Consider the following 20669-nt stretch of genomic DNA (forward strand, 5'->3'; position numbering starts at 1 on the left):
CTCGAACTTCAGTTAAATATCAGGAAATTACTATGCCTTCTTTTGATATCGTCTCAGAAATCGATACCGTAGAGCTGAAAAACGCCGTAGACAATGCGAAGCGTGAACTGTCTACCCGTTTTGACTTCCGCAACGTTGAAGCCAGCTTCGAACTCAATAAAGAAGTCGTGAAAGTTGCTGCTGAGTCAGATTTTCAGGTTAATCAGATGATGGACATCCTGCGCGGAAACCTCGCTAAACGTGGTGTTGATGCCCGAGCGATGGAACCAAAAGACATGGTTCACTCCGGTAAGACTTTCTTTAGTGATGTGCATTTTAAAAACGGCATCGAGGCCGATGTTGCCAAGAAAATCGTTAAACTGATCAAAGAAGCCAAAATCAAAGTTCAGGCTCAGATCCAAGGTGAAAAACTTCGTGTCACCGGTAAGAAGCGAGATGACCTTCAAGCCGCAATGCAAGTCGTGCGCGAAGCGGACTTGGGTCAACCTTTTCAGTTCGATAACTTCCGCGACTAATTACACCTAATGAACGAGAAAAGCCATTTGCCACCCGGTAAATGGCTTTTTGTTTCTTTGGAGACCCCATGTCAAATATCGTATATATCGCAACCAGTTTAGATGGTTACATTGCAGATAAAAATGGTGGTTTGGATTGGCTACACAGCATTCCAAACCCAGACCAGTCAGATTTCGGATGGGCCGAATTTATGTCTGGCATTGATGGGCTGGTGATGGGCAGAACTACCTTTGAAACAGTACTCGGATTTGACTGTGACTGGCCCTATGCCAAGCCAGTTTTCGTTCTCAGTAATACCATGAATCAAATCCCTGACTCCCACAAAGATAAAGCCTCTTTGATTTCAGGAGACCTGTCAGAGATCCTTAAAAATCTTAATGAGCAAGGATTCAAGAATCTCTATATCGATGGTGGTAAGACGGTACAGAGCTTCATGTCAGAGGATTTAATTGATGAGCTAATAATCACCCAAATTCCGGTATTGCTCGGCGGCGGCACCAAGCTGTTTGGCGATTTGGAACATCGCCAGCAATTTGAACTGGTAAAGAGTGAAGTGCTGATTAACGCCATGGTCAAATCTCATTTCAAACGTGTGAGATAAGCCTTAAAAAAGAGGCCTGTGTCAATTGCTGGCCTCTTTCTGAGGGTCAATATCTCATCTCACGTCAATCACGCGACTGGCTTTCTTGTACTGTACTTTCCACCCAGACCATGATGGTAACTCCCAACGCTTGGGGCCATCTTTTCTATTACCGCCAGCGTGGTGTATAACAACAGTGCGCTTCCCTTTTTGGTATTCCACATCCAGCTTTAACTCGGCCAGATTCAGCTCTAGCGGGTACTTTTCTGCAAAATCATCAAACTCCCAAGACGGAATACCATCAAAGACAAAGTCGTCGCCCTCGATCAACTCTAAATCGTCTATTGCTTCCACCCCCAAATCCTGCAGAGCTTGCTCAAGCCAGGCCAATACATCAACCTCGGTACTTTTCGCGGCATCTTCTAAAGACTGATAAAGATTCCAGTACTTTACTTCTCTCACAAGGCGCTCGCCGGTGCCTTTTAAAAGTTCGCCATTAATGATTTGTGTGGCCAACGCCCGAATAAGGCTTTCTCCTTCCGCCGCTTGTCTGTATTCACCAATGACCCTTCCTGCGTAGATTCGTTCAATAACATCGACCACTACGCCATCATGTTCACCAAATTCGGAAACGGACTCTTCTCCTAACCCAGCATCAACAAGCCAAGTAAAGGAAACAGGAGCCATACATGTGGCGTACGAGGTAGTTTGCTTCACACCTCGGCCTGCCAAGTGAAACTGGTCGAATACAATCGCCGCCTGAGGCTCTGCAGGAAAATCACTGTCGCGACTCAACGTGACTTCGTTAAAGCCATTGCCGAATGCTTGTTGCCGTTTTTCGCGTCGTACATATGCAAGTTCGGGAGCAACTGACAGGACGCTTTTCAAGAGTGCTTCGCGTGAAAATCGGCTGGCAACCTCCCAGTCGGGTAGCTCCAACGCTTCACGGATAGATGCTGACAATTTCCTCGCTTCTTCGAGGGCCAATTCGTCAACATCAATAATTTCGGTCGGTTGCTCACCACGAAGTACAGCAATTGATGTGACAACGTCACAGGAAAGAGCATTCCATCTTCGGTAATCGTCTAAAACAAGCTCTCCACCTTTTCGCTTCCACACTGTCATTGGTGTTTGAAGCACCGCTGCAAGATCTACCATGGCTTCGGTGTTTGATTTTGTATCCATTCTTGAAATCAAGTGAGCGAAAATACTATCAATCGGCAACGGATACAGGCGCTTGCCATGTTCAGTGACTGCGCCTTGTTCATCTAGAGCCCCCATTTCTGAGAGTCGCGCCTTCGCTGTGTTCAATGATTTCTCTGGAAGGTTTGATAGGAATGGCAGTTGTTCCAGAACATAACCACAACATGCCGCTGCTAACATTGTTTCTGTTAGATCTTCCCTTTCAAGTTCTGGTGGAGTGAAAGCTTCTAAAGGTGCATGTTCCCCGAAGAGCCGTTCACAATATCCCGCTGAAATTCGTCCTGCACGCCCAGCTCGCTGTTTAGCACTGGCTTTCGATATTGCGTGCAGTGCCAAAGCTGTACGACCGTTTCTTTGGTGGGTACGACGTTCCATGCCCGAATCGACAACGGTAACAATCCCTGGAATGGTGAGCGAGGTTTCAGCGACATTGGTCGCTAGTACCACACGCTGGTTATCAGATTGGTGTAAAGCGCGGTATCTATCAGAATCAGACACTGAAGCATGGAGAGGAATCACCTCCGCATCCAGCAATTTTAACATTGATAGACACTGGCTAATTTCTTTCTTCCCTGGCAGGAAGACCAACACATCACCACCTCGTGCCAATGCTTGTTCCACAACAGGCTTAACCCTATCTTCAATCGACCTACCTGAAGGCATATGCTGAGAATCTCTGGCATGATGAATAGTAGTGACACCGTAACTCTTGGCATTTGCTATGATCGATTTGGCATTGAAATAGGCTTCCAATCGCTGGTTATCCAACGTGGCTGAAGTGACGATCAAACGATGATGATCTTGCTTTACCAACAATGCGGCGAGTAAATCCGTCTCGGCCCGGCGTTCATGAAACTCGTCAATCATCACCACATCGAAGCCTTTCAGCTTGTCCTCGCTGAACCAGCGCAACACAACACCTGGTGTGGCAAACACCACCTCCGAATCGTCAGAAAAGCGGTAATCAAACTTTATGGCGTAGCCAACCCGCTCACCTACCTCGCTTTCGAGCGTTTCTGCAACAAACCCTGCCAAGGTTGTACAAGCAACACGTCTGGGTTCAATCACTAACACACGACCCGTCTTAGCCGCCCAAACTGGTAGCCGCGTCGATTTACCTGTTCCTGTATCGGCCTGAACAATTAAGTTGGATTCGAAGAGGATTTGTTCAACGTCTTGCTGAATGCTGTCGATAGGAAGCGTGAGTTTTTTTCCGTCGGTCATGACTTTTGATATGTATTTCTGGTTTGTTGAGAGTGTACCTTAGTGTTTGTGTGTATGTGTCGTTTTCCACCCCTTGTGCTCGCACCACCTCACCTTTTCCTGCTTATTAGCTCGTTTAAAACAAAATGCACTTGAATACCAAAGGTTAAGGACACTACACTTTCACGCCTTATACTTTAGTATTAATTACATTCTGAAAGAACAGAGTTGTCTCTCCATGCATAATCAAAAACGTCCTCTCTACATTCCTTACGCGGGACCAGCATTGCTCGAAACGCCCCTTCTGAACAAAGGAAGTGCATTTTCTGTCGAAGAACGCATGTTCTTTAACCTTGAAGGCCTTTTGCCGGAAGCCATTGAATCTATCGAAGAGCAGGCTGAACGTGCCTATAAGCAATATCTGCGTTTCGAAAACGATATGGACAAGCATATCTACCTGCGCAATATCCAGGACACTAACGAAACCCTATTCTACCGACTGGTAAACAATCACATCTCTGAGATGATGCCTATCATCTACACCCCTACGGTTGGTGCAGCATGTGAAAACTTCTCTGAAATTTATCGTCGCGGCCGTGGTTTGTTCATTTCATATCCAAACCGCTACCGCATTGATGACATGCTGAACAACGCATCGCGCCACAACGTGAAAGTTATTGTTGTGACAGACGGTGAACGAATTCTGGGTCTGGGTGACCAAGGTATCGGCGGTATGGGCATTCCAATCGGTAAGCTGGCGCTATATACCGCGTGTGGTGGTATCAGCCCGGCTTATACTCTGCCAATTGTGTTGGATGTCGGCACCAATAACCCTCAACGACTTTCTGACCCAATGTACATGGGTTGGCGTCATACCCGTGTGACCGGTCAGGATTACGACGACTTCATCGAAGAGTTTATCCAGGCTGTTCAACGCCGCTGGCCTGATGCGCTGATTCAATTTGAGGATTTCGCACAGAAAAACGCGATGCCAATTCTTGAGCGCTATAAAGACCGCGTATGTTGCTTCAATGATGACATTCAGGGCACTGCTGCTGTTACCGTTGGTTCGCTGATCGCCGCTTGTAAAGCTGCAGGCACTACCCTCGCAGAGCAGCGCATTACCTTCTTGGGTGCAGGTTCTGCAGGCTGTGGCATTGCGGAAGCCATCATCGCGCAAATGGTGTCAGAAGGTATTACCGACGAAGAGGCTCGCGAGCGTGTGTTCATGGTCGACCGTTGGGGCCTGTTGTTGGACTCCATGCCAAACCTGCTCGACTTCCAACAAAAACTGGTACAAAAGTCTTCGGCTATCAAAGATTGGGAACTGCAAGACCAAAACGTTTCACTTTTGGATGTTGTTCAAAATGCGAAACCAACCGTCCTTATTGGTGTATCCGGTGCACCGGGTCTGTTCAGTGAAGAGGTGATTAAGGCGATGCATGCCAATTGCGAGCGCCCAATTGTATTCCCACTGTCAAACCCAACAAGCCGCGTAGAAGCTACGCCGTTTGATATCCTGCGTTGGACTAACGGTGAAGCGCTTGTTGCGACTGGTAGCCCATTCGAACCCGTGGTGTTGGACGGCGGCAAGACCTTTACGATTGCGCAGTGCAATAATAGCTATATCTTCCCGGGCATTGGTTTGGGCGTCCTTGCTGTTGAAGCCAAGCGCGTCACTGATGAGATGTTGATGGAATCAAGCCGCGCGCTCGCAGAATGTTCGCCGTTGGCGAAGTTTGGTCGTGGTCCTCTGCTTCCAGCACTTGAAGAGATTCATTCAGTGTCACGTCATATCGCGCTGGCTGTTGCTAAGAAAGCAATTGAACAAGGTGTTGCACTCGAGTTGGCTGAGGATGCGTTGCAAGAACGTATTGACGCAATTTTCTGGCAACCTAAGTACCGTCAGTACAAACGTACATCGTTCTAATCGTCTTATCTGTGCCATTTGAAACAACCTCTGCTTTTGCGGAGGTTGTTTTTGTTATTTCCTTCAAATTGGTTTAACCTGCTGTTTCTTCCGCTGATATTTAATTCCCCTTACTGTGATGTCATTGCGTAAAGCGTCTTTTGTAATCATTACTGTTGTTGTCGCCTCACTTGTTGCCATTGCAGCAATGGATTTCTGGGTGACGTTCCAGGCAAAAGACCGCATATACAGAACGGTAGACAATACACCAAACCGACACATCGGTTTGGTACTGGGAACCAGCAAATACATTGGCAGAACACTCAACCCCTATTACACCTACCGAATCGAAGCTGCACAGCAACTGTATCTCAACGACAAGGTCGACGTGATGCTCCTCAGTGGTGACAACGCACATCGCTCATACAACGAGCCTTGGACAATGAAGCGCGACTTGCTGAAAGCAGGGATCCCTGACGATCGCATTTTCCTCGACTATGCTGGGTTTCGCACGCTGGACTCCATCATTCGTGCCAAGAAAGTATTTGATGCAGACGAATTCACATTAGTCACACAAGCATTCCACTGCGAGCGCGCTCTGTTCATCGCCGACTACTATGACATCGATGCAATCTGTCTGGCTGTTCCAAGTCCAGGTGGAACAGCGGGTATGAAAATCCGAGCTCGAGAAACACTCGCACGTGTTAAAGCGGTGTTGGATATTTATGTATTAAACGAACAACCTAAGTTCCTCGGGCCAAAAGAGAGCATTCCAACAGAAGCACTTTCTGACAAGTAGAAGCCCCGTAAAACCTCGGTAATACATGGATGGGTAGATTTCCACCCATTCTAAAATTATCACCTCCCACTTTTAAACATTCACGCAACATCATGTTAATTCCCCCCATCAATGTTCCAAAGCTTTCGGCAATAATGCTCGTCATGAGTCACCGACTCGTTTACTGATTTTTCTATAAAAACAAAAACAAGAAAATTGTCCTACTTACTTATAAAGGAAGCCCTAATGACAGCATTAACCCTTGCTTTTAAAGATTGGCTGTTCAATAGAAACAGCATGATTCTCCTTGCAGACATTGCACTCTTTTTCATTCTCATGAATGTCTTACCGTTTGAAGAAAACGTCGTTATCGGCTTATCCATGCTGGTATTTATTGCAGTGCTTTGGCTCACTGAGGCGCTGCATGTCAGCATCACCGCCTTACTTGTGCCTTTATTAGCAGTCGGGCTGGGCGTATTCAAAACGCCTGCCGCATTAGCAAACTTCGCCAATCCAATTATTTTCCTTTTCCTTGGCGGTTTTGCGCTGGCAGCAGCACTACATGTGCAGAAGCTTGACCAAGCCATTGCTGACAAAGTTCTTCTAATGGCAAAAGGCCGAATGAGTGTCGCGGTTATGATGCTGTTTGGCGTTACTGCTGGCCTTTCTATGTGGATTTCAAACACAGCAACAACAGCGATGATGCTGCCATTGGTATTGGGCGTTCTTAGCAAGGTCAACGCAAAGTCTGAACGCGGTACTTTTGTTTTCGTTCTTCTTGGGATTGCCTACTGCGCCAGTATTGGTGGTATCGCGACTATTGTCGGCAGCCCACCAAACGCCATTGCTGCCGCGGAAGTGAATCTGAACTTTGCAGACTGGATGAAGTTGGGTTTGCCAATCACCCTTACACTACTTCCACTGACTATTGCTGTACTGTATTTACTAACCAAGCCAAACTTGAATCACACATTTGACCTCAACCACAAGCCCATCGAATGGACAAACGGCCGACGCTTAACACTGGCTATCTTTGCTTTCACCGCTTTCTGCTGGATATTTAGCAAACCTATTAACCAAATGTTGGGCGGCCTGAGTAAGTTTGATTCACTCGTTGCACTGACCGCTATTGTTCTGTTGGGTGCAAGCCGTGTCGTGAAATGGAAGGATATAGAGAAGACTACAGACTGGGGCATCTTATTGCTGTTCGGTGGTGGTCTGACACTTAGTAACGTACTGAAAGCGACGGGGACGAGTGTATTTCTTGCCGAATCTCTGAGTGGCTTCCTTTCAAGTGCAGGCATTTTCTTCACACTGCTGACAGTAGTGGCCTTCGTTGTATTCCTGACAGAGTTCGCAAGTAATACCGCGAGTGCTGCCCTGCTGGTGCCTGTATTTGCAACCGTTGCAGAAGCACTTGGCGTATCTCCCGTCATTCTGTCTGCTCTTATTGCCGTCGCTGCGTCTTGCGCATTTATGCTGCCGGTCGCAACCCCTCCTAATGCCATTGTGTTTGGTTCGGGTCATATCAAACAGTCAGAAATGATGCGTGCAGGTAGTTACTTGAACGTCGTCGCTATCATTGTGCTGGCTCTGTTTGCTTGGATATTTTGGTAAAACCAAAGTCGGAATAACAAAATGCGGTACCTCCCTCTTTGTGGCCTTCGGGCCACTTTTTTGTTTCAAATCACTTCCCTGCTATACCCGTTTGTTTCAACCCCTTAACGGGAGTAAACTGCTTTCATTATTACGAGAAAAAGAGAAACTCATGCCATTTGCAGAAATTACTGGCTGGGGAAAATGTTTACCTCAGGCAGAACTTACTAACAACGACCTCAGCACCTTCATCGAAACCTCCGACGAATGGATTTCAAGCAGAACCGGCATCAGCGCTCGCAGAATCAGTCATGTTAATACATCAGACATGGCTGCTGTTGCTGGCAAAAATGCGCTGGCTGCTGCTGGCATTGAAGGCAAAGATCTCGACCTCATCATCGTTGCCACATGCTCTCCCGACACACTCATTCCAAACATTGCCTCTAAAGTACAGCTTGAATTAGGCTCTAAAAAAGCAGCGGCTTTTGATCTTAACGCTGCTTGTACTGGCTTTCTGTATTCATTGGAAACCGCAACCCGCATGATTCAGTCAGGCAATTATCAACATGCGTTGGTGATTGGTGCGGAGCGCCTAACCTGGTATCTAGACTGGAGCAAACGTGATACGGCTGTACTTTTCGGTGATGGCGCGGGTGCTGTTATTCTCAGCAAAACAGACAAAGAAGTTGGGCTCCTGGATGCTCAGCTTGGCTGTGACTCAGAAGGCCGTGATGTTCTGGCTATTCCGGAGTTTGGTACCGCGATGCCTCGTTTTGAGCAAGACAACGGTTATTTTGACTTTAACTTTGTCGGCCGCGAGATCTTCAAGCGTGCAGTAAAAGGTATGGGTTCAGCTGCAGGCACTGTACTTTCACGTTCCAGTATGACGCCTGAAGACATCAATGTAGTGATTCCGCACCAAGCGAATAAGCGCATCATTGAAGCCTTGTGTGATCACGCTAAGATCCCTCTTGAGAAAGCGTTTATCAACATTCACAAGTATGGCAACACCTCTGCAGCCACGATTCCAATCGCACTGTGTGAAGCAGTTGAAGAAGGTCGTGTGCAGCCAAATAACACGCTTCTGATGGCAGCATTCGGTGCAGGATTAACTTGGGGTGCAGGTGTGCTTAGATGGGGTGATCGTGTGACTCCACTTAGTCAGTCAGATGCTGCACTTCCAGAACCGGCAACCAATGCGTTGGGCCTGCTTGAAGAGGCTATTGCACTCTGTAAAGCTAACGCTGAAAAGTAAGTTTTTTATACCCAAACAAAGAAGCCGCTACACAGCGGCTTCTTTGTTTTTGTTAAGGCTTTAAATCACACGGTCGCTATGAACGACTCAGCAAAAACTTCGACTCGGTTACGGCCATTCTGTTTAGCCCTATAAAGTGCGTCATCAGCATCTGCTATCATCGCTGCAATACTGCCCTCTCGCATCGAAGAAACGCCAACACTACATGACAGTTCAGCATCATGAGGCCAGTCAGTAGTTTCGAAGGCCGCACGGATTTTTTCTGCCAAAAACGATGCTTGCGCCAGATTGCGGTTTGGACAGAAAATCACAAATTCTTCTCCCCCCCAACGAATAATGACATCGCTTGTGGACACGGATTCACGAAGAACTTCAGCGGTACAAATTAATAATCGATCACCCATATCGTGACCATAGGTGTCATTTATTTTTTTGAAGTGATCAATATCCAAACAAAGCGCAGTACAGTTTTTACCATCCGTCGATGCCAACGCCTTTTCTAGCTCAGGGTAAATATCCATACGATTACGAAGACCGGTCAGCGCATCTGTGGTCGCCATAATAGACAGCGTCTCGCTTTGCTGTTTTAACGCAGTATTGATGGCTTTCAATCTGTTTGCACGGCGCCTTTCCAAATCATAAACCCGACGGCTCTGCAAGTACTTCACGGCCAGTAAGACAGTTGCGGTCGCCAGCCAAATAAACGTTAGCGAACGGAACAAACCCGCCTCAGTGACCATCACTCCTTCAAATCTAATGTTTTTAATTGTCAATTCATGCTTCCCGACGGTAGGAGCACTGCCTGTGGCGATTTCTATGAGAGAAATATTGCTCATATCAGGCCCTGCATGCTCCAAAGGTATATCTAAATCGGAAATCCACCATGACAGTACCTGAAACGAATTGAGTGGAAGCACTATCTCAGACATTTCCTCCGTTGGATTGTATTCAATGCCATTAAACTTCATGGAGACCGGATCTTCGGTTATTGAATAAGCATCATTGAAGTTGCGCAGATAAACACGAAGACGTTGATCTGGCGCTGGCGCTTTGTATGCTGCTTCTATGATCATTGAGTGATAATTCGCCAAATCTATCCCGTGGGTAACACTTGGGCTTAAGCTAATTGCCACTTCACAGAACGGCCAACGGTAGGCTGATCCAAGCTCACACTCTAACGCCACACTGCCATCATCCTTGGTATACACACGTCCCTTGGTATTTCCTCCCATTGGCGTGTCATCGATGTAGCGGAATTGAAACTCTGTGGGCGAAATAACATAGCTCGATTGAGCGCCACCGATAAAAAACCAAACCACAGTGGCAACGGAAAAGAAGAGCAAAACGAATATTGCGACTAAGGCTCGCGAAAACTTATAACTTAACAATGGTCTATCTGACTCTTATGACTATTTGGTTTTAATCTGCCACCTTCTCATAATTTGATGGCATTTTTTAAACAAAAGACACCGCTTTTGCGGTGCCTTGATTTAACTCAAGATTACAAAGACTTAGAAAATGAGTCTATCGAACCTATCGTTGAATATTCAGGAATGCAGCACCTCGTACACCACCGGAATCACCGTGCTTCGCCTTTATAATTTTAGGCGCGTTTGCTATGGACAACAGGTATTTAGGCACGCGTTTCGGCATTTCTTCATAAATGTATTCAAAGTTAGACAAGCCGCCACCAAGGACAACCACATCTGGGTCAATACCAGTGAAAAGGCCAGCAAATACCATGGCAAGCATGTCCATGTACCTTTCAACAAACTCTGAAGCTTGTTCTTCGCCTTCTTTGAATGCATTGATGATATCAATGGCTTTCTTTTCTTCGCCATAGAAATGCGTGTACAGCATTTCAAAGCCGCGTCCAGACAGGTAGTTATCGATACAACCTTTCTTTTCACAACCGCAATCAAAAATCGGTGCGTTTTCGCCAAGGTGTAGCCAGGCGTCAATCGGCATACGCATATGGCCCAGCTCACCCGCAACGTTGTTTTTACCTGATACGACTTTACCGTCGACGATCAAACCACCACCAAAGCCAGTACCCAGAATCAGACCCAGAACGACTTTTTCACCCCGTAGTTCTTCATCCCATGCTTCGGACAGAGCAAAACAGTTCGCATCGTTGTTAAGCGCCACTTCACGACCAATTTTTGCTTCAAGATCCGCACGCAGCGTGCGCCCTTTAGCTGCCGGTACATTAACCGTCAGTACCGTGCCGTCTTCTGCTTTCTCAATACCAGGGATACCAATGCCTACTGTGCCTTCACCACCAAATTGTTGGTCGTACTTAACCACCAGCGCAGCGAGCGTCTCAATCAACTGCTCGTAATCATCGCCTGGTGTAGGAACACGTTCAGTTGCTTGGCGCTTCAAATCACTGTCAAACGCACCAAACTCTATCTTCGTGCCGCCTACGTCAAAGCCGTAATACATCCTTTACTCCATTGTTCCAATTTTCAATTCGCTGAATTGCCAAAATTATCCCTGTTTCAGAGCGGTATGAATGTGATTAAAAACAAAATACCTCCTCTGCAACCCAATGATCTCCGCTATTTCTGCGCATTTCATCGCAAATTTTGGCAAGGTCTTCAGTCTAGTTTCTCTCGGTTTATTTTTTTACCACTTCTCGGTATTTGTCCAATGCCCCTGGAATGGGCAGCTGGCGCTGCTTCTTACCGGTGAGATAGTGCTCTCGAAATACATCAAACCAAGCATCTAAGCTCTGACTGGCGATTGTATCTCCATTTAGTGCCAACACTTTTGCCGCGACTTCCGCTGTTGCCAATTGGCTTTCACCATTCGCTTCCCGAACACCATATCTTGAAAGCGCTTCCGCTTTAATGCTAAGCACGGGAAAGTTGTCCAGCCAGGGACTTTTTCTGAAAATCTTTTTCGCTTCCTGCCAAGTTCCGTCAATCAAGATAAATAGTGGACGTTTGCCCTCTTCAGTCAAAGGTTCTCGGGCCACTCTTTCTGGTTCTGCATACTGAGCAGGAAAGACTACAAATGGCTGCCATTTAGGATCGTTGACCAAATCTAACATTTCTTTACTGGGTTCTGTGCGAGACCAAATATACGCAAAAGTATCTTGAACAGTATCAGCGATCAAACGCCCAGTATTGCTTGGCTTCAGTACCTCATCGTCATACATGACCAATAAAAAGGCCGCATTGGTAACATGTGTGACCTTTTCTTCACAAATACATAGCCTTCTCACCACCATACAATATGTACAACGATCCACATTCGCTCCTCGCGCTTTGAAAGGACGGGTCGACTGGGCTAAGCGTTGTTGATATAGGTGATGTATAGCGTGAAGTTTCATTAAATGCGCCTTGCATTGTGACTAAAGCAGAAAAGACTAGGCGCATTGTAATTACGGTTTTGCGTGGTGCAACTGTTTGTGATAAGTGGCTTAGGACTCGTGACGTTTAAACGAATTCACAGACAGCAGCATCAAACAAATTTTTTACCAAACCAATATATTCTTCGAGAATATTTATTTGGGTATAAGTCGGCTTCTGGTGCCAGACCGAGCTGAGGATCTCTTCCAAATCTGCCACGATTTTGTCTGCTTCACGCATGATTTCAAAGCGAAGAGCCTGCGGCATCTCTTTATTCTGATCACAGATCGCCATGATTTGGCTGGCAACCAATTCATGAACAAGATCGTCGATGGTTTCGGAGCCGACTTTGTCACCCGGAGCAGAAAATTGCCCCAAGTTATCGACAAAGAACTCAATCAGCGCCGCATAGCCATCTGATTCAACGACCATTTTTTACCTCCAGTGAATGTCCTCTACCCGCAATTTTATTGCCCTTGGCACAAAATTGGTACCAATAATTACGTATCATGTCACTTTATTGAATCTTATGTCTCCATATTGCGATTTGGCCGTCTACATTATAAGTTTCCAAGAACATGATAGTCCGGTTTAACGAATGCAGGCGCTTTAAAACTTCCTGCCCAATAAGAACTTAAGCTGCTGATTTCATGGTTTATTGCATAAGTAGCAAAGCCTTCATTAATAAAAATACAAATGATTTCAGCCACAAAGCCTATTACTGGTCGTGCACGGATGTGAGTTAAAGGATTTAAGATGTCTGACGAACAGATTCAGCGCACCAACCAGTTCCCGTTTTCAAAAAGTATCGTTGGTAAAGTCGGTCTCATCATGGCGATGATGACACTCTGTGCGATGCTCCTTTCGGTTTCTACATATGTTATGCATGACAGTGCCAGCACAGATACCAACAATACCAGTCGACTGGAAATTCCAAGTGCCCTACTTTCGGTATCTATGCTTCGTTATGCTGGCGAAATGAACCGAAGCATGCTCAGCTATGCGCTGGGTGAAAGCGCCGCCTTAGAAAACTACTACCGCAACAAAAACCAGTTTGAAGTATCACTGAACGAGCTTAAAAAACTTCATGGTACAGAAACCAGCCACCTCAATAGTGTCGAATCAGTCTACGATAACTTTATCGATAAGATAGAAAACGATGTTATCGGGAAGTATGACCCGAAGAGAGAAGTCTGGGCGCTAAATGAAAAACGCATAATCTCCGCCACATTGACCCCTGAACTGTTCGAATCTATCAGTCTTCTAGACAGCAGCAAAGACACTTCTGATTTGCTGACAAAGCAAGATACACAGCACTATATCTGGCTTATCCGCGACGAAGTCGATGACATGACCTCGGCGCTGTTATTTTATTTAAACGGTGAAGAAAACCAGAAAGACCGCTTTGATGCTAACGAGGCTTTCTTCCGAAACCACATCAATTACCTTAGAAAGAGCTCAACTGACAGTACAATCATTGAGCAGCTTGATCTGATCAAACGTTTGGGGAAAGTACTTTCTAGTCGAATCAACCGTGTATTCGAACAATATGAACCTTCAAAAAAGCTGGATGCAATTTCATCATTGAAGGCCATCAATGTTAATGAATACAAAACACTGGAGACATCTTTAACTGAGTTTTCCAGGGAAACCAGCTTCAGTGCGGCTAACTCCATGGCAAACCTTCGGAACGTACTGAAAACAAACCAACTATCCTTTTTTGCCTTGTTTGCCATCATGACGGTTGTCAGTATCTTCGTAACCTATTACATCTACAAAAAAGTAACGCAGCCCATAGCCCGGCTGGCAGACACCATGCGAAATCTTGCTGACGGGAACACTGAAATTCCGATTTTGTATAAAGATCGTCCTGATGAGGTTGGTCAAATTTCCCATGCGTTAAGTTCATTCCGCGACCACATCATCTCGCGTAATCAGGCGCGAGAGCAGCTTCTGTATCAAAAAGAGTTGGCTGAGACCGCATCAAAAGCCAAAGCACAATTCCTTGCCTCGATGAGCCATGAAATCCGTACCCCTATGAATGGCGTAATCGGTATGATTGATATCCTTTTGCGCTCAAAACTCGACACGTCTCAAATGAGTGTCGCCAACACAGTTAGGGAATCAGCGCTCTCATTGCTGTCTATCATTAATGACATACTCGACTTTTCCCGCATAGAGGCTGGTAAAATGCGCATCGATAATGTCACTATTTCCCTCAGACATATCGCTGAACAGGTAATGGATAACCTAGCCACGGAAGCGGCAGAAAAAAATGTATCCCTCACCCTGTTTGTATCTCCGGAAGTACCCTCTTCCCTACTCGGCGACCCTACGCGCATCAAGCAAATTCTGTTCAATATCATTGGTAATGGAATAAAGTTCTCTGGCGGACAGCCTCATCGCGGTGAAGTGCAAGTCTGTATCAAAACGGAATCAACACTTGAAGGGGCCGCTAAAGTCTTTATCGAAATTCGTGATAATGGGATCGGCATTAGCAAAGACAAGCTGGAAGCCATTTTTCAGCCGTTCACACAGGCAGAGTACTCCACGACCCGTCGCTACGGTGGTTCTGGTCTTGGTCTCGCAATTAGCCGCAATATTGCTTCCCTGATGGGAGGCGCCATTTCAGCAACCAGTGAAGAGGGTATCGGCTCAACATTTATGGTGAGCTTCACACTGCCCTGTTCTCAGGAAACGACTGTGCCGGATGAATGCAATATTGAACTGTTGAGACAGTCTGCCGAATCACTCAATAATGTTATCTGCATTAACTCTCTCGAAAATGGCGCGCTGAAAGTCAGTATTGATAATTATCTGCATTCGATGGATATTGCTGTTCAGAGCATCACGATTGAAATGCTGCACTTACAGAAGTTCGAGCAAGAAGATGTTAAATACGTCGTACTATGCCGCGATTACCTCAAAACGAAGCAATTGATGCCAGCTTTTGTGCCCCCCAAGGTAGATATTCGCTATCTGGAGCTGGACATGAATATGCCAGTTCGCCGTTATGGCGGAGTCGATGTGTTTGCCATTTTTTCGTCCCCACTAAAACTTGCCAGTTTACTGAGCGGCTTGCGAATCTGTGTAGGTCTCGAAAGCCCCGATTACCCTGTTATCGACACGCGCGGCAAAGAAGCCTTTATCGAGCGCGCGGAGGAAATGCAGGGAACCATTCTGGTCGCTGAAGACAACGTGACAAACCAAACGGTTATCGAAAAACAGCTTACCTACCTTGGCTATCACGTGGTGATGACAGCAGATGGCCAAGAAGCACTTAGGGCATACAGAAACCAGGCCTTCACTTTGGTGCTAACCGATTGCCATATGCCTAACATGGATGGCTATGAGCTAACAAAAGCGATTCGTGAGCTCCAAAAAGAGCGCGCTGAATTTGTACCTATTGTTGCACTTACGGCCAATGCGTTAGTAGGAGAAGCAGAGCGCTGTATTGAAACCGGTATGAATGACTTTATCGCCAAGCCTGTGGAAATCGATGTTATTCAAAAGGTACTCTCAAAATGGTGTGCACAAAGCAAGCCTTTCGAAGAACCTAAAGAAGAACCACTAACGGCTGTAAACAGTGCGTCCAGTGCTGAAACATCAACAAAGCTTGAGGTGCCCGCGTCCCTTCCTGGCACAATAATCGAATTGGACCCAGAGGTACTGAAAAAGCTTTTCTGGGGCGACACGGAGACCTATGTGGAAGTGCTTGGGGAATTCATCAAACACTGCGAGCCAGAGTTGAACACCTTGGCAGACTTTCAGGCGCCCTATGATTTCACTGAAATAAAGATGCTCTCACATAAGCTGAAAACCTCTTCCCGAAGCATAGGGGCGATTGAGCTTTCAGACCTTTGCATGCAAATAGAAAAATCAGCAGAGACTGAAAATCAAGATACGGTTGGATTGATAGACGACCTCAGACCAGTTTTGAATGCCACCCTGGTCGCTGTGCATAGTAAGCATGCTGATTTATTACAATCACTTGGAGAGCGCGCGGCAGAAAATTAATACCGAGAGAGATTTCAGCAGAATGCGGGATTTAGTGCCACACTTGTAAAGATTCAATCAACATCAGAACGAGTGAGCCAGTCATGAGAAAAACAAAAATCATTACTACTGAAGACATTCTGCTAAAACTTTGTCAGTCAGTTACCGCGGTACTTTCCAAAGCCACAGACTCCCAAGTCCATCATTCCGCGATGGTTCAGAAAATCACCAAAACCAGTTTAAAACCCGATTTTGGGTGTTTTGTCCTTTTCGACGGTGGGTTTTCAGGCTTGGTAGTCATTAACTTTGAGGCCAAAGCAGCGCTCGAAGTCTATCAAAAGTACATGTCCCACATGGGCATCCCGAAAGAAGAGCTGGCTACCCTTCACACGTCAGACGAAGTTGCAGATGTACTCGGCGAGTTAATGAACCAGATTGTTGGTGACTTCACTGGCAAAGTGAAACGCTCGCTACAGACCAATATCACGCAAAATCAGCCTAAAATGATGGCAATCAACAAGAACATTAATGTGACAGTGGACAGCAACATTGACCGTCCTCAAGCGCGTCGCGTCAGCTTTAGCACTGAAGGCAACAATATTTTCTATCTTGAGCTTTCTATGGAACGCACGGAGTTCATCCAATTGGAAGAGTTTGAAGAAGGTGATGAAATCAATCCCGATGAGATTCTGGAAGAAGAGGTATCCAAGAGCTTAGAAAGCAAAGATAAGAAAAAAGGCCGCTCCAAGAAAGCCGCAGAAGCAGACTCTTTAATGGATGACCTTGGCATCTAATCCACTTCCTAAATCCCAATGGCGGCACACTGCCGCCATGAAAACAATTATTAGCCAGAGAGAATACTGTGGACGTCGTCGACTCGTGGATGAAGAAAATTCAAAATTGGTACGAAGACACTGAACACCGAAACGTTGAATCACTCGCTACCATCGTCTCGCAAACCCCCGCTATGATATTCGACTCACCGATTGACCTGAAACGCAGTGACGCGATTGCTTATTTCGTTGATGGCTGCACTAAACTGCAGCGGCACTATCAGTTTGAGGGAAAAGCAGAGGAAGCATTTAGCTATTTGCAGTTTTGCTACGCAAAACTTCAGGCTTTGGCTTCGCGGTCTGACATGGACCCCGATATTAAGCGTTGGAGTCTTAAGAAGCTTGATATGTTGATTGTGTCCATGATGGAGTTCTGCCAACAACAGAAAGACGCAGCGTGGCAGAGGGAGAGCGAACAATTAGTCGAACTTCATGTGACCTTTATGATGGGTCAGAACGACCTGAATTTACGCGTACTTTCTGGCCCCTACTAAACGTCAAAAGCCGCCCCTAGGTCGGCTTTGTCTTGCAAAGACTTCGTCTATGCTTGCTTAGCAATAGCTTGCTTTTCCTCGCTTTGCTTCAATGCTGCATACATAGACCCTGTCGCCAAGGTACCTGCCGCAATTGCGCACCAATAAACATAGACAATGCACAAATCAATGAACCATACACCATACTTCCGGGAACGACACACATGGGGTCACGAGCTGCGAAAGGAATCGCCCCCTCAGAGATTAAACACAGTCCAAGTACAATTGGGCAAGATGACTGGTTTCATCTTTTTACACCTATCTGTTTAGTCATTTTTAATCAGCTTCACGGTAACTTGGCGTTGAAACGCCTCTACTTGCGTAATGTCTTCAACACCAACATTGACTTGTGTAACCGCCAATGCAGACAGCGCGGTAGCAAAACTCAGAGAGGTTTCACGATCCCACTGGTTCAATTGTGCCCAGCACATCCCAGCCACCAGCGTGTCGCCAGCACCAACTGTGCTGACTACTTTGATTTTTGGCGGCTTACTGGCAAACCAAACGCCATCTTTCAGCCACAGCACACCTTCTGAGCCACGGGAAATCACTACATTATTGATACCTGTCTGACCCAGAGTGTTACCCGTTTCAAGAAGTTCAGATTCCTTGGAAAGATGTCTACCCGCCCAATGCGAGAGCTCTTCATCGTTCGGCTTAACCAGCCAAGGAGAGGCTTTCAAACCAGCAGCCAGTGCGGCGTTGCTGCTGTCGAAAAATACTTTTTTGCCTTGCTCCCGAAGCACGGTAATCCAAGAAGTGAGTTTTTCCGTTGAAATACCTGAAGGTAAGCTTCCGGCAATCACGAATACGTCGTGAGTCTCTGCCAATGTGTGAAGTACTCTTTCAAGCTTTTGAACAGCATCTTCAGATACTGCGATACCGGGGAAATTTAGATCAGTGACGCGACCTGGCTCTTCCACCAGTTTGACGTTTGTGCGTGAGGCACCTGCTACACGAATGAAGGCGTCATGAATATTTTTTTGTTCGAAAAGGTGCTTGAAAGGCACCTGATTTTCATCACCCAAAAAGCCGGTTACTGTCACTTCTGCACCCAATTCAGCGAGCACCTTTGCAACGTTAATCCCCTTGCCGCCCGGATTAAGGTTCGAAGACTGAATAAGGTTGACGGCACCTGCTTTGAGCTCTGCTATGCCGCCCGTCATATCCAGCGCAGGATTGAGCGTAACAGTTACTACACGAAAGTTGGTCATGGTTTACCCCTCCTCCTGATCGGCTTCAATGGCTTGACCGATAGCATCAAATGGCGACTTGGGCATCAGCACCGTCAGCGGTAAATTCCAGTTCATGGCCTTGCTTGACACCCAAAGAAATCATCTTCATTAGGCTCTTGGCATGACGACCGCTTGCATATTCTGGCGTCATGACCAAAGCCATACTTACAACATCATGCGCGTTGTTTGAAGGTGTCCTCGATACCATTCTGGAAGAACCAGAGATTAGCGAGCAAGAGAAGTCTGCCACGTTTTGTGACAATCGCATGCTGGACATCATTCCAATGAAAGTACAGTCGCTGCAACAGCAGAATTGATCAGTGAGCATTCACTGGACCTCACTCTAAATGCCATTGCAGGAAGGTATCAAACTGGTGTTGAGGTGGTACCGAAAAAGCCTAAGTAGCCGGTTTGAAGTATTAAAAAGAGGAGCATCAGCTCCTCTTTTGCTATTCGTATATCGCTGATCACTTCGCGATATTGAAGAACGCTCCATCTTTACAAGTAAAGGTGTAGTATAGAACGGAGAATCAGATATTTCTCCAAATTATCATATCGTTAACATCAAAAAAGCGGCCTTTTTGGCGATAACCTATACAAAATAAATAGTACATCCAAACAGACACTTAAAAAGAGTTTTGGAGGGACTTTTCAAAGAAAAAAGGGGATTTCGCTCCTATTATTCTCCGTTTTCATCCTGTTTTTGCACCAAACTCAATTCCGTCACGAACCCGTCACCTGACAGGCGATGCATCACCTTTTCCGCCACCCATTCCCCATTGAGGCCCTCTCGAAACCCCATCAGGTTGATCCCCTGCTCGGCCGCAAGCGTTGGCATCCCGGGTAAGGTTAACGCAACCTGGCGTTCCCCACGTTGAAACGCGGCCAGTTGTGACTGGGCAGCTGCTTTGGCTTCTTCTTCATTGGGGAAAAGCGTGCGGATAGCATACGAGGGCTTCCCATCCCCTGCCTTTACCCGTTTGTCTTTTGCCTCCGCCTTCACCGAATAACGTGCAGAGACACTCTGGTATCGCTCCCGCTCTGTCATCCGATACTGCCAGGTCATAACGTCACGCTTGGACAACGTGGTGCTGGGTAGCACTAACCCGCTTGCAGCTTTCACCTGCCCGCGCTTGACGAGGACCAGATGCCCGTTCACCGGTTTGGTAACCGCATCAAGTTTACGGCTGAGACGGGTCAGCAGCTGCAAGTCACTCTCATTGCTCTGGTGAATAACGTCATAGCCGACTGCGTCATAGTCCTGACCCAGAACCGGGGTGAGCCCATGTTCGCCGGCAATCGTTTCAAGAAGGGATTTCAGGAGGTACTTCGGAGAAGGGTTACCCTGCTGTTGCCAGGTGCGCGTCTTGGGCGCCTTCAGTTCCTGGTTCATGTCGGCAGCTTTGCCCTGCACCACCATCACACTGGGTGGCCCCTGACACTCGACTTCATCAATCACGAAACGCCCAAGCGGGATGAGCCCCGTTTCCTGATACCCCAGAGATACCGATAACGTGCCTCCTATCGGCGGCAGCGCGAGGTTCTCACCCCGATCATCGAGCGTCACCGTCACACTGTCAGAGGCGATACCGGCTTGGTCTTGGACGGACATACTCAGAAGCCTCCCCTCCAACCTGGGGGTAATATCCCTGCCGTTCAGGCTAAGCCGATATGTT

Annotated in this window: 16 protein-coding genes and 3 pseudogenes; 10 read left to right on the forward strand and 9 right to left on the reverse strand. The window is 46.7% G+C overall.

Annotated features, from left to right (window positions below; genetic code table 11):
• The first annotated feature begins 32 nt into the window (after positions 1–32).
• A complete protein-coding gene (locus K6Q96_RS08795) occupies positions 33–515 on the forward strand; it encodes a YajQ family cyclic di-GMP-binding protein (protein ID WP_062713744.1) in 483 nt (160 codons plus the stop codon).
• A gap of 68 nt (positions 516–583) precedes the next feature.
• Positions 584–1117 carry a dihydrofolate reductase family protein gene (locus tag K6Q96_RS08800; protein WP_251875056.1) on the forward strand — a complete coding sequence of 178 codons (534 nt, stop codon included), beginning with the start codon at positions 584–586 and terminating at the stop codon, positions 1115–1117.
• A gap of 54 nt (positions 1118–1171) precedes the next feature.
• Here the strand turns inward: K6Q96_RS08800 and K6Q96_RS08805 are convergent, their stop codons facing one another.
• Positions 1172–3523 (reverse strand): helicase-related protein, encoded by a 2352-nt coding sequence (locus tag K6Q96_RS08805; RefSeq protein ID WP_251875057.1) that lies wholly within the window; start codon positions 3521–3523, stop codon positions 1172–1174.
• Positions 3524–3740: 217 nt separating this feature from the next.
• On the opposite strand from K6Q96_RS08805, the gene K6Q96_RS08810 reads away from it, so the two are divergent.
• The 4 genes from K6Q96_RS08810 (at position 3741) to K6Q96_RS08825 (ending at position 9040) form a co-directional block, all read left to right on the forward strand.
• Entirely contained in the window at positions 3741–5432 is a 1692-nt protein-coding gene (locus K6Q96_RS08810) for an NAD-dependent malic enzyme (RefSeq protein WP_251875058.1), read from the forward strand.
• Positions 5433–5550: 118 nt separating this feature from the next.
• Positions 5551–6210, forward strand: a complete 660-nt coding sequence (locus tag K6Q96_RS08815; protein ID WP_251875060.1) for a SanA/YdcF family protein — start codon at positions 5551–5553, stop codon at positions 6208–6210.
• Positions 6211–6435: 225 nt separating this feature from the next.
• The gene (locus tag K6Q96_RS08820; protein ID WP_251875062.1) at positions 6436–7806 is read left to right on the forward strand and encodes an SLC13 family permease; all 1371 of its coding nucleotides are present in this window, start codon (positions 6436–6438) and stop codon (positions 7804–7806) included.
• A 151-nt stretch (positions 7807–7957) separates the two neighbouring features.
• Entirely contained in the window at positions 7958–9040 is a 1083-nt protein-coding gene (locus tag K6Q96_RS08825) for a ketoacyl-ACP synthase III (RefSeq protein ID WP_251875064.1), read from the forward strand.
• Between the two features lie 65 nt (positions 9041–9105).
• Here K6Q96_RS08825 and K6Q96_RS08830 read toward each other — a convergent pair whose 3' ends face one another.
• The 4 genes from K6Q96_RS08830 to K6Q96_RS08845 all read right to left on the reverse strand — a co-directional run bounded on the left by K6Q96_RS08830 (position 9106) and on the right by K6Q96_RS08845 (position 12828).
• Positions 9106–10383, reverse strand: coding sequence for a GGDEF domain-containing protein (locus K6Q96_RS08830; RefSeq protein WP_251875066.1), 1278 nt, complete (start codon positions 10381–10383; stop codon positions 9106–9108).
• Between the two features lie 190 nt (positions 10384–10573).
• The gene (gene nagK / locus K6Q96_RS08835; protein ID WP_251875068.1) at positions 10574–11485 is read right to left on the reverse strand and encodes an N-acetylglucosamine kinase; all 912 of its coding nucleotides are present in this window, start codon (positions 11483–11485) and stop codon (positions 10574–10576) included.
• A 175-nt stretch (positions 11486–11660) separates the two neighbouring features.
• Complete coding sequence (locus K6Q96_RS08840; protein WP_251875070.1) at positions 11661–12377, reverse strand: tRNA-uridine aminocarboxypropyltransferase; 717 nt, start codon at positions 12375–12377, stop codon at positions 11661–11663.
• 106 nt (positions 12378–12483) lie between these two features.
• The gene (locus tag K6Q96_RS08845) at positions 12484–12828 is read right to left on the reverse strand and encodes a DUF3802 family protein (RefSeq protein WP_251875072.1); all 345 of its coding nucleotides are present in this window, start codon (positions 12826–12828) and stop codon (positions 12484–12486) included.
• 324 nt (positions 12829–13152) lie between these two features.
• Here K6Q96_RS08845 and K6Q96_RS08850 point away from each other — a divergent pair, with 324 nt between their 5' ends.
• From K6Q96_RS08850 to K6Q96_RS08860, 3 genes are all read left to right on the forward strand, one after another.
• Complete coding sequence (locus tag K6Q96_RS08850; protein WP_251875074.1) at positions 13153–16413, forward strand: ATP-binding protein; 3261 nt, start codon at positions 13153–13155, stop codon at positions 16411–16413.
• An 83-nt stretch (positions 16414–16496) separates the two neighbouring features.
• Positions 16497–17186: a DUF3334 family protein gene (locus K6Q96_RS08855; protein ID WP_251875076.1), complete on the forward strand. Its 690-nt coding sequence runs from the start codon at positions 16497–16499 to the stop codon at positions 17184–17186.
• A 68-nt stretch (positions 17187–17254) separates the two neighbouring features.
• Entirely contained in the window at positions 17255–17719 is a 465-nt protein-coding gene (locus tag K6Q96_RS08860; protein ID WP_251875078.1) for a hypothetical protein, read from the forward strand.
• 47 nt (positions 17720–17766) lie between these two features.
• Here the strand turns inward: K6Q96_RS08860 and K6Q96_RS08865 are convergent.
• The 3 genes and pseudogenes from K6Q96_RS08865 to K6Q96_RS08875 all read right to left on the reverse strand — a co-directional run.
• Positions 17767–17981: pseudogene (locus K6Q96_RS08865) on the reverse strand (PTS fructose transporter subunit EIIBC); the annotation flags it as partial.
• 43 nt (positions 17982–18024) lie between these two features.
• Positions 18025–18972, reverse strand: coding sequence for a 1-phosphofructokinase (gene pfkB, locus K6Q96_RS08870; protein WP_251875080.1), 948 nt, complete (start codon positions 18970–18972; stop codon positions 18025–18027).
• A 3-nt stretch (positions 18973–18975) separates the two neighbouring features.
• Positions 18976–19117: pseudogene (locus K6Q96_RS08875) on the reverse strand (HPr family phosphocarrier protein); the annotation flags it as partial.
• A 34-nt stretch (positions 19118–19151) separates the two neighbouring features.
• Here K6Q96_RS08875 and K6Q96_RS08880 point away from each other — a divergent pair.
• Positions 19152–19399: pseudogene (locus tag K6Q96_RS08880) on the forward strand (catabolite repressor/activator); the annotation flags it as partial.
• Positions 19400–19672: 273 nt separating this feature from the next.
• Here K6Q96_RS08880 and K6Q96_RS08885 read toward each other — a convergent pair.
• The gene (locus tag K6Q96_RS08885) at positions 19673–20605 is read right to left on the reverse strand and encodes a phage late control D family protein (RefSeq protein ID WP_251875082.1); all 933 of its coding nucleotides are present in this window, start codon (positions 20603–20605) and stop codon (positions 19673–19675) included.
• Between the last annotated feature and the right edge of the window lie 64 nt (positions 20606–20669).

It is taken from the genome of Grimontia kaedaensis (genome assembly GCF_023746615.1).
GTDB classification, from domain to species: domain Bacteria; phylum Pseudomonadota; class Gammaproteobacteria; order Enterobacterales; family Vibrionaceae; genus Enterovibrio; species Enterovibrio kaedaensis.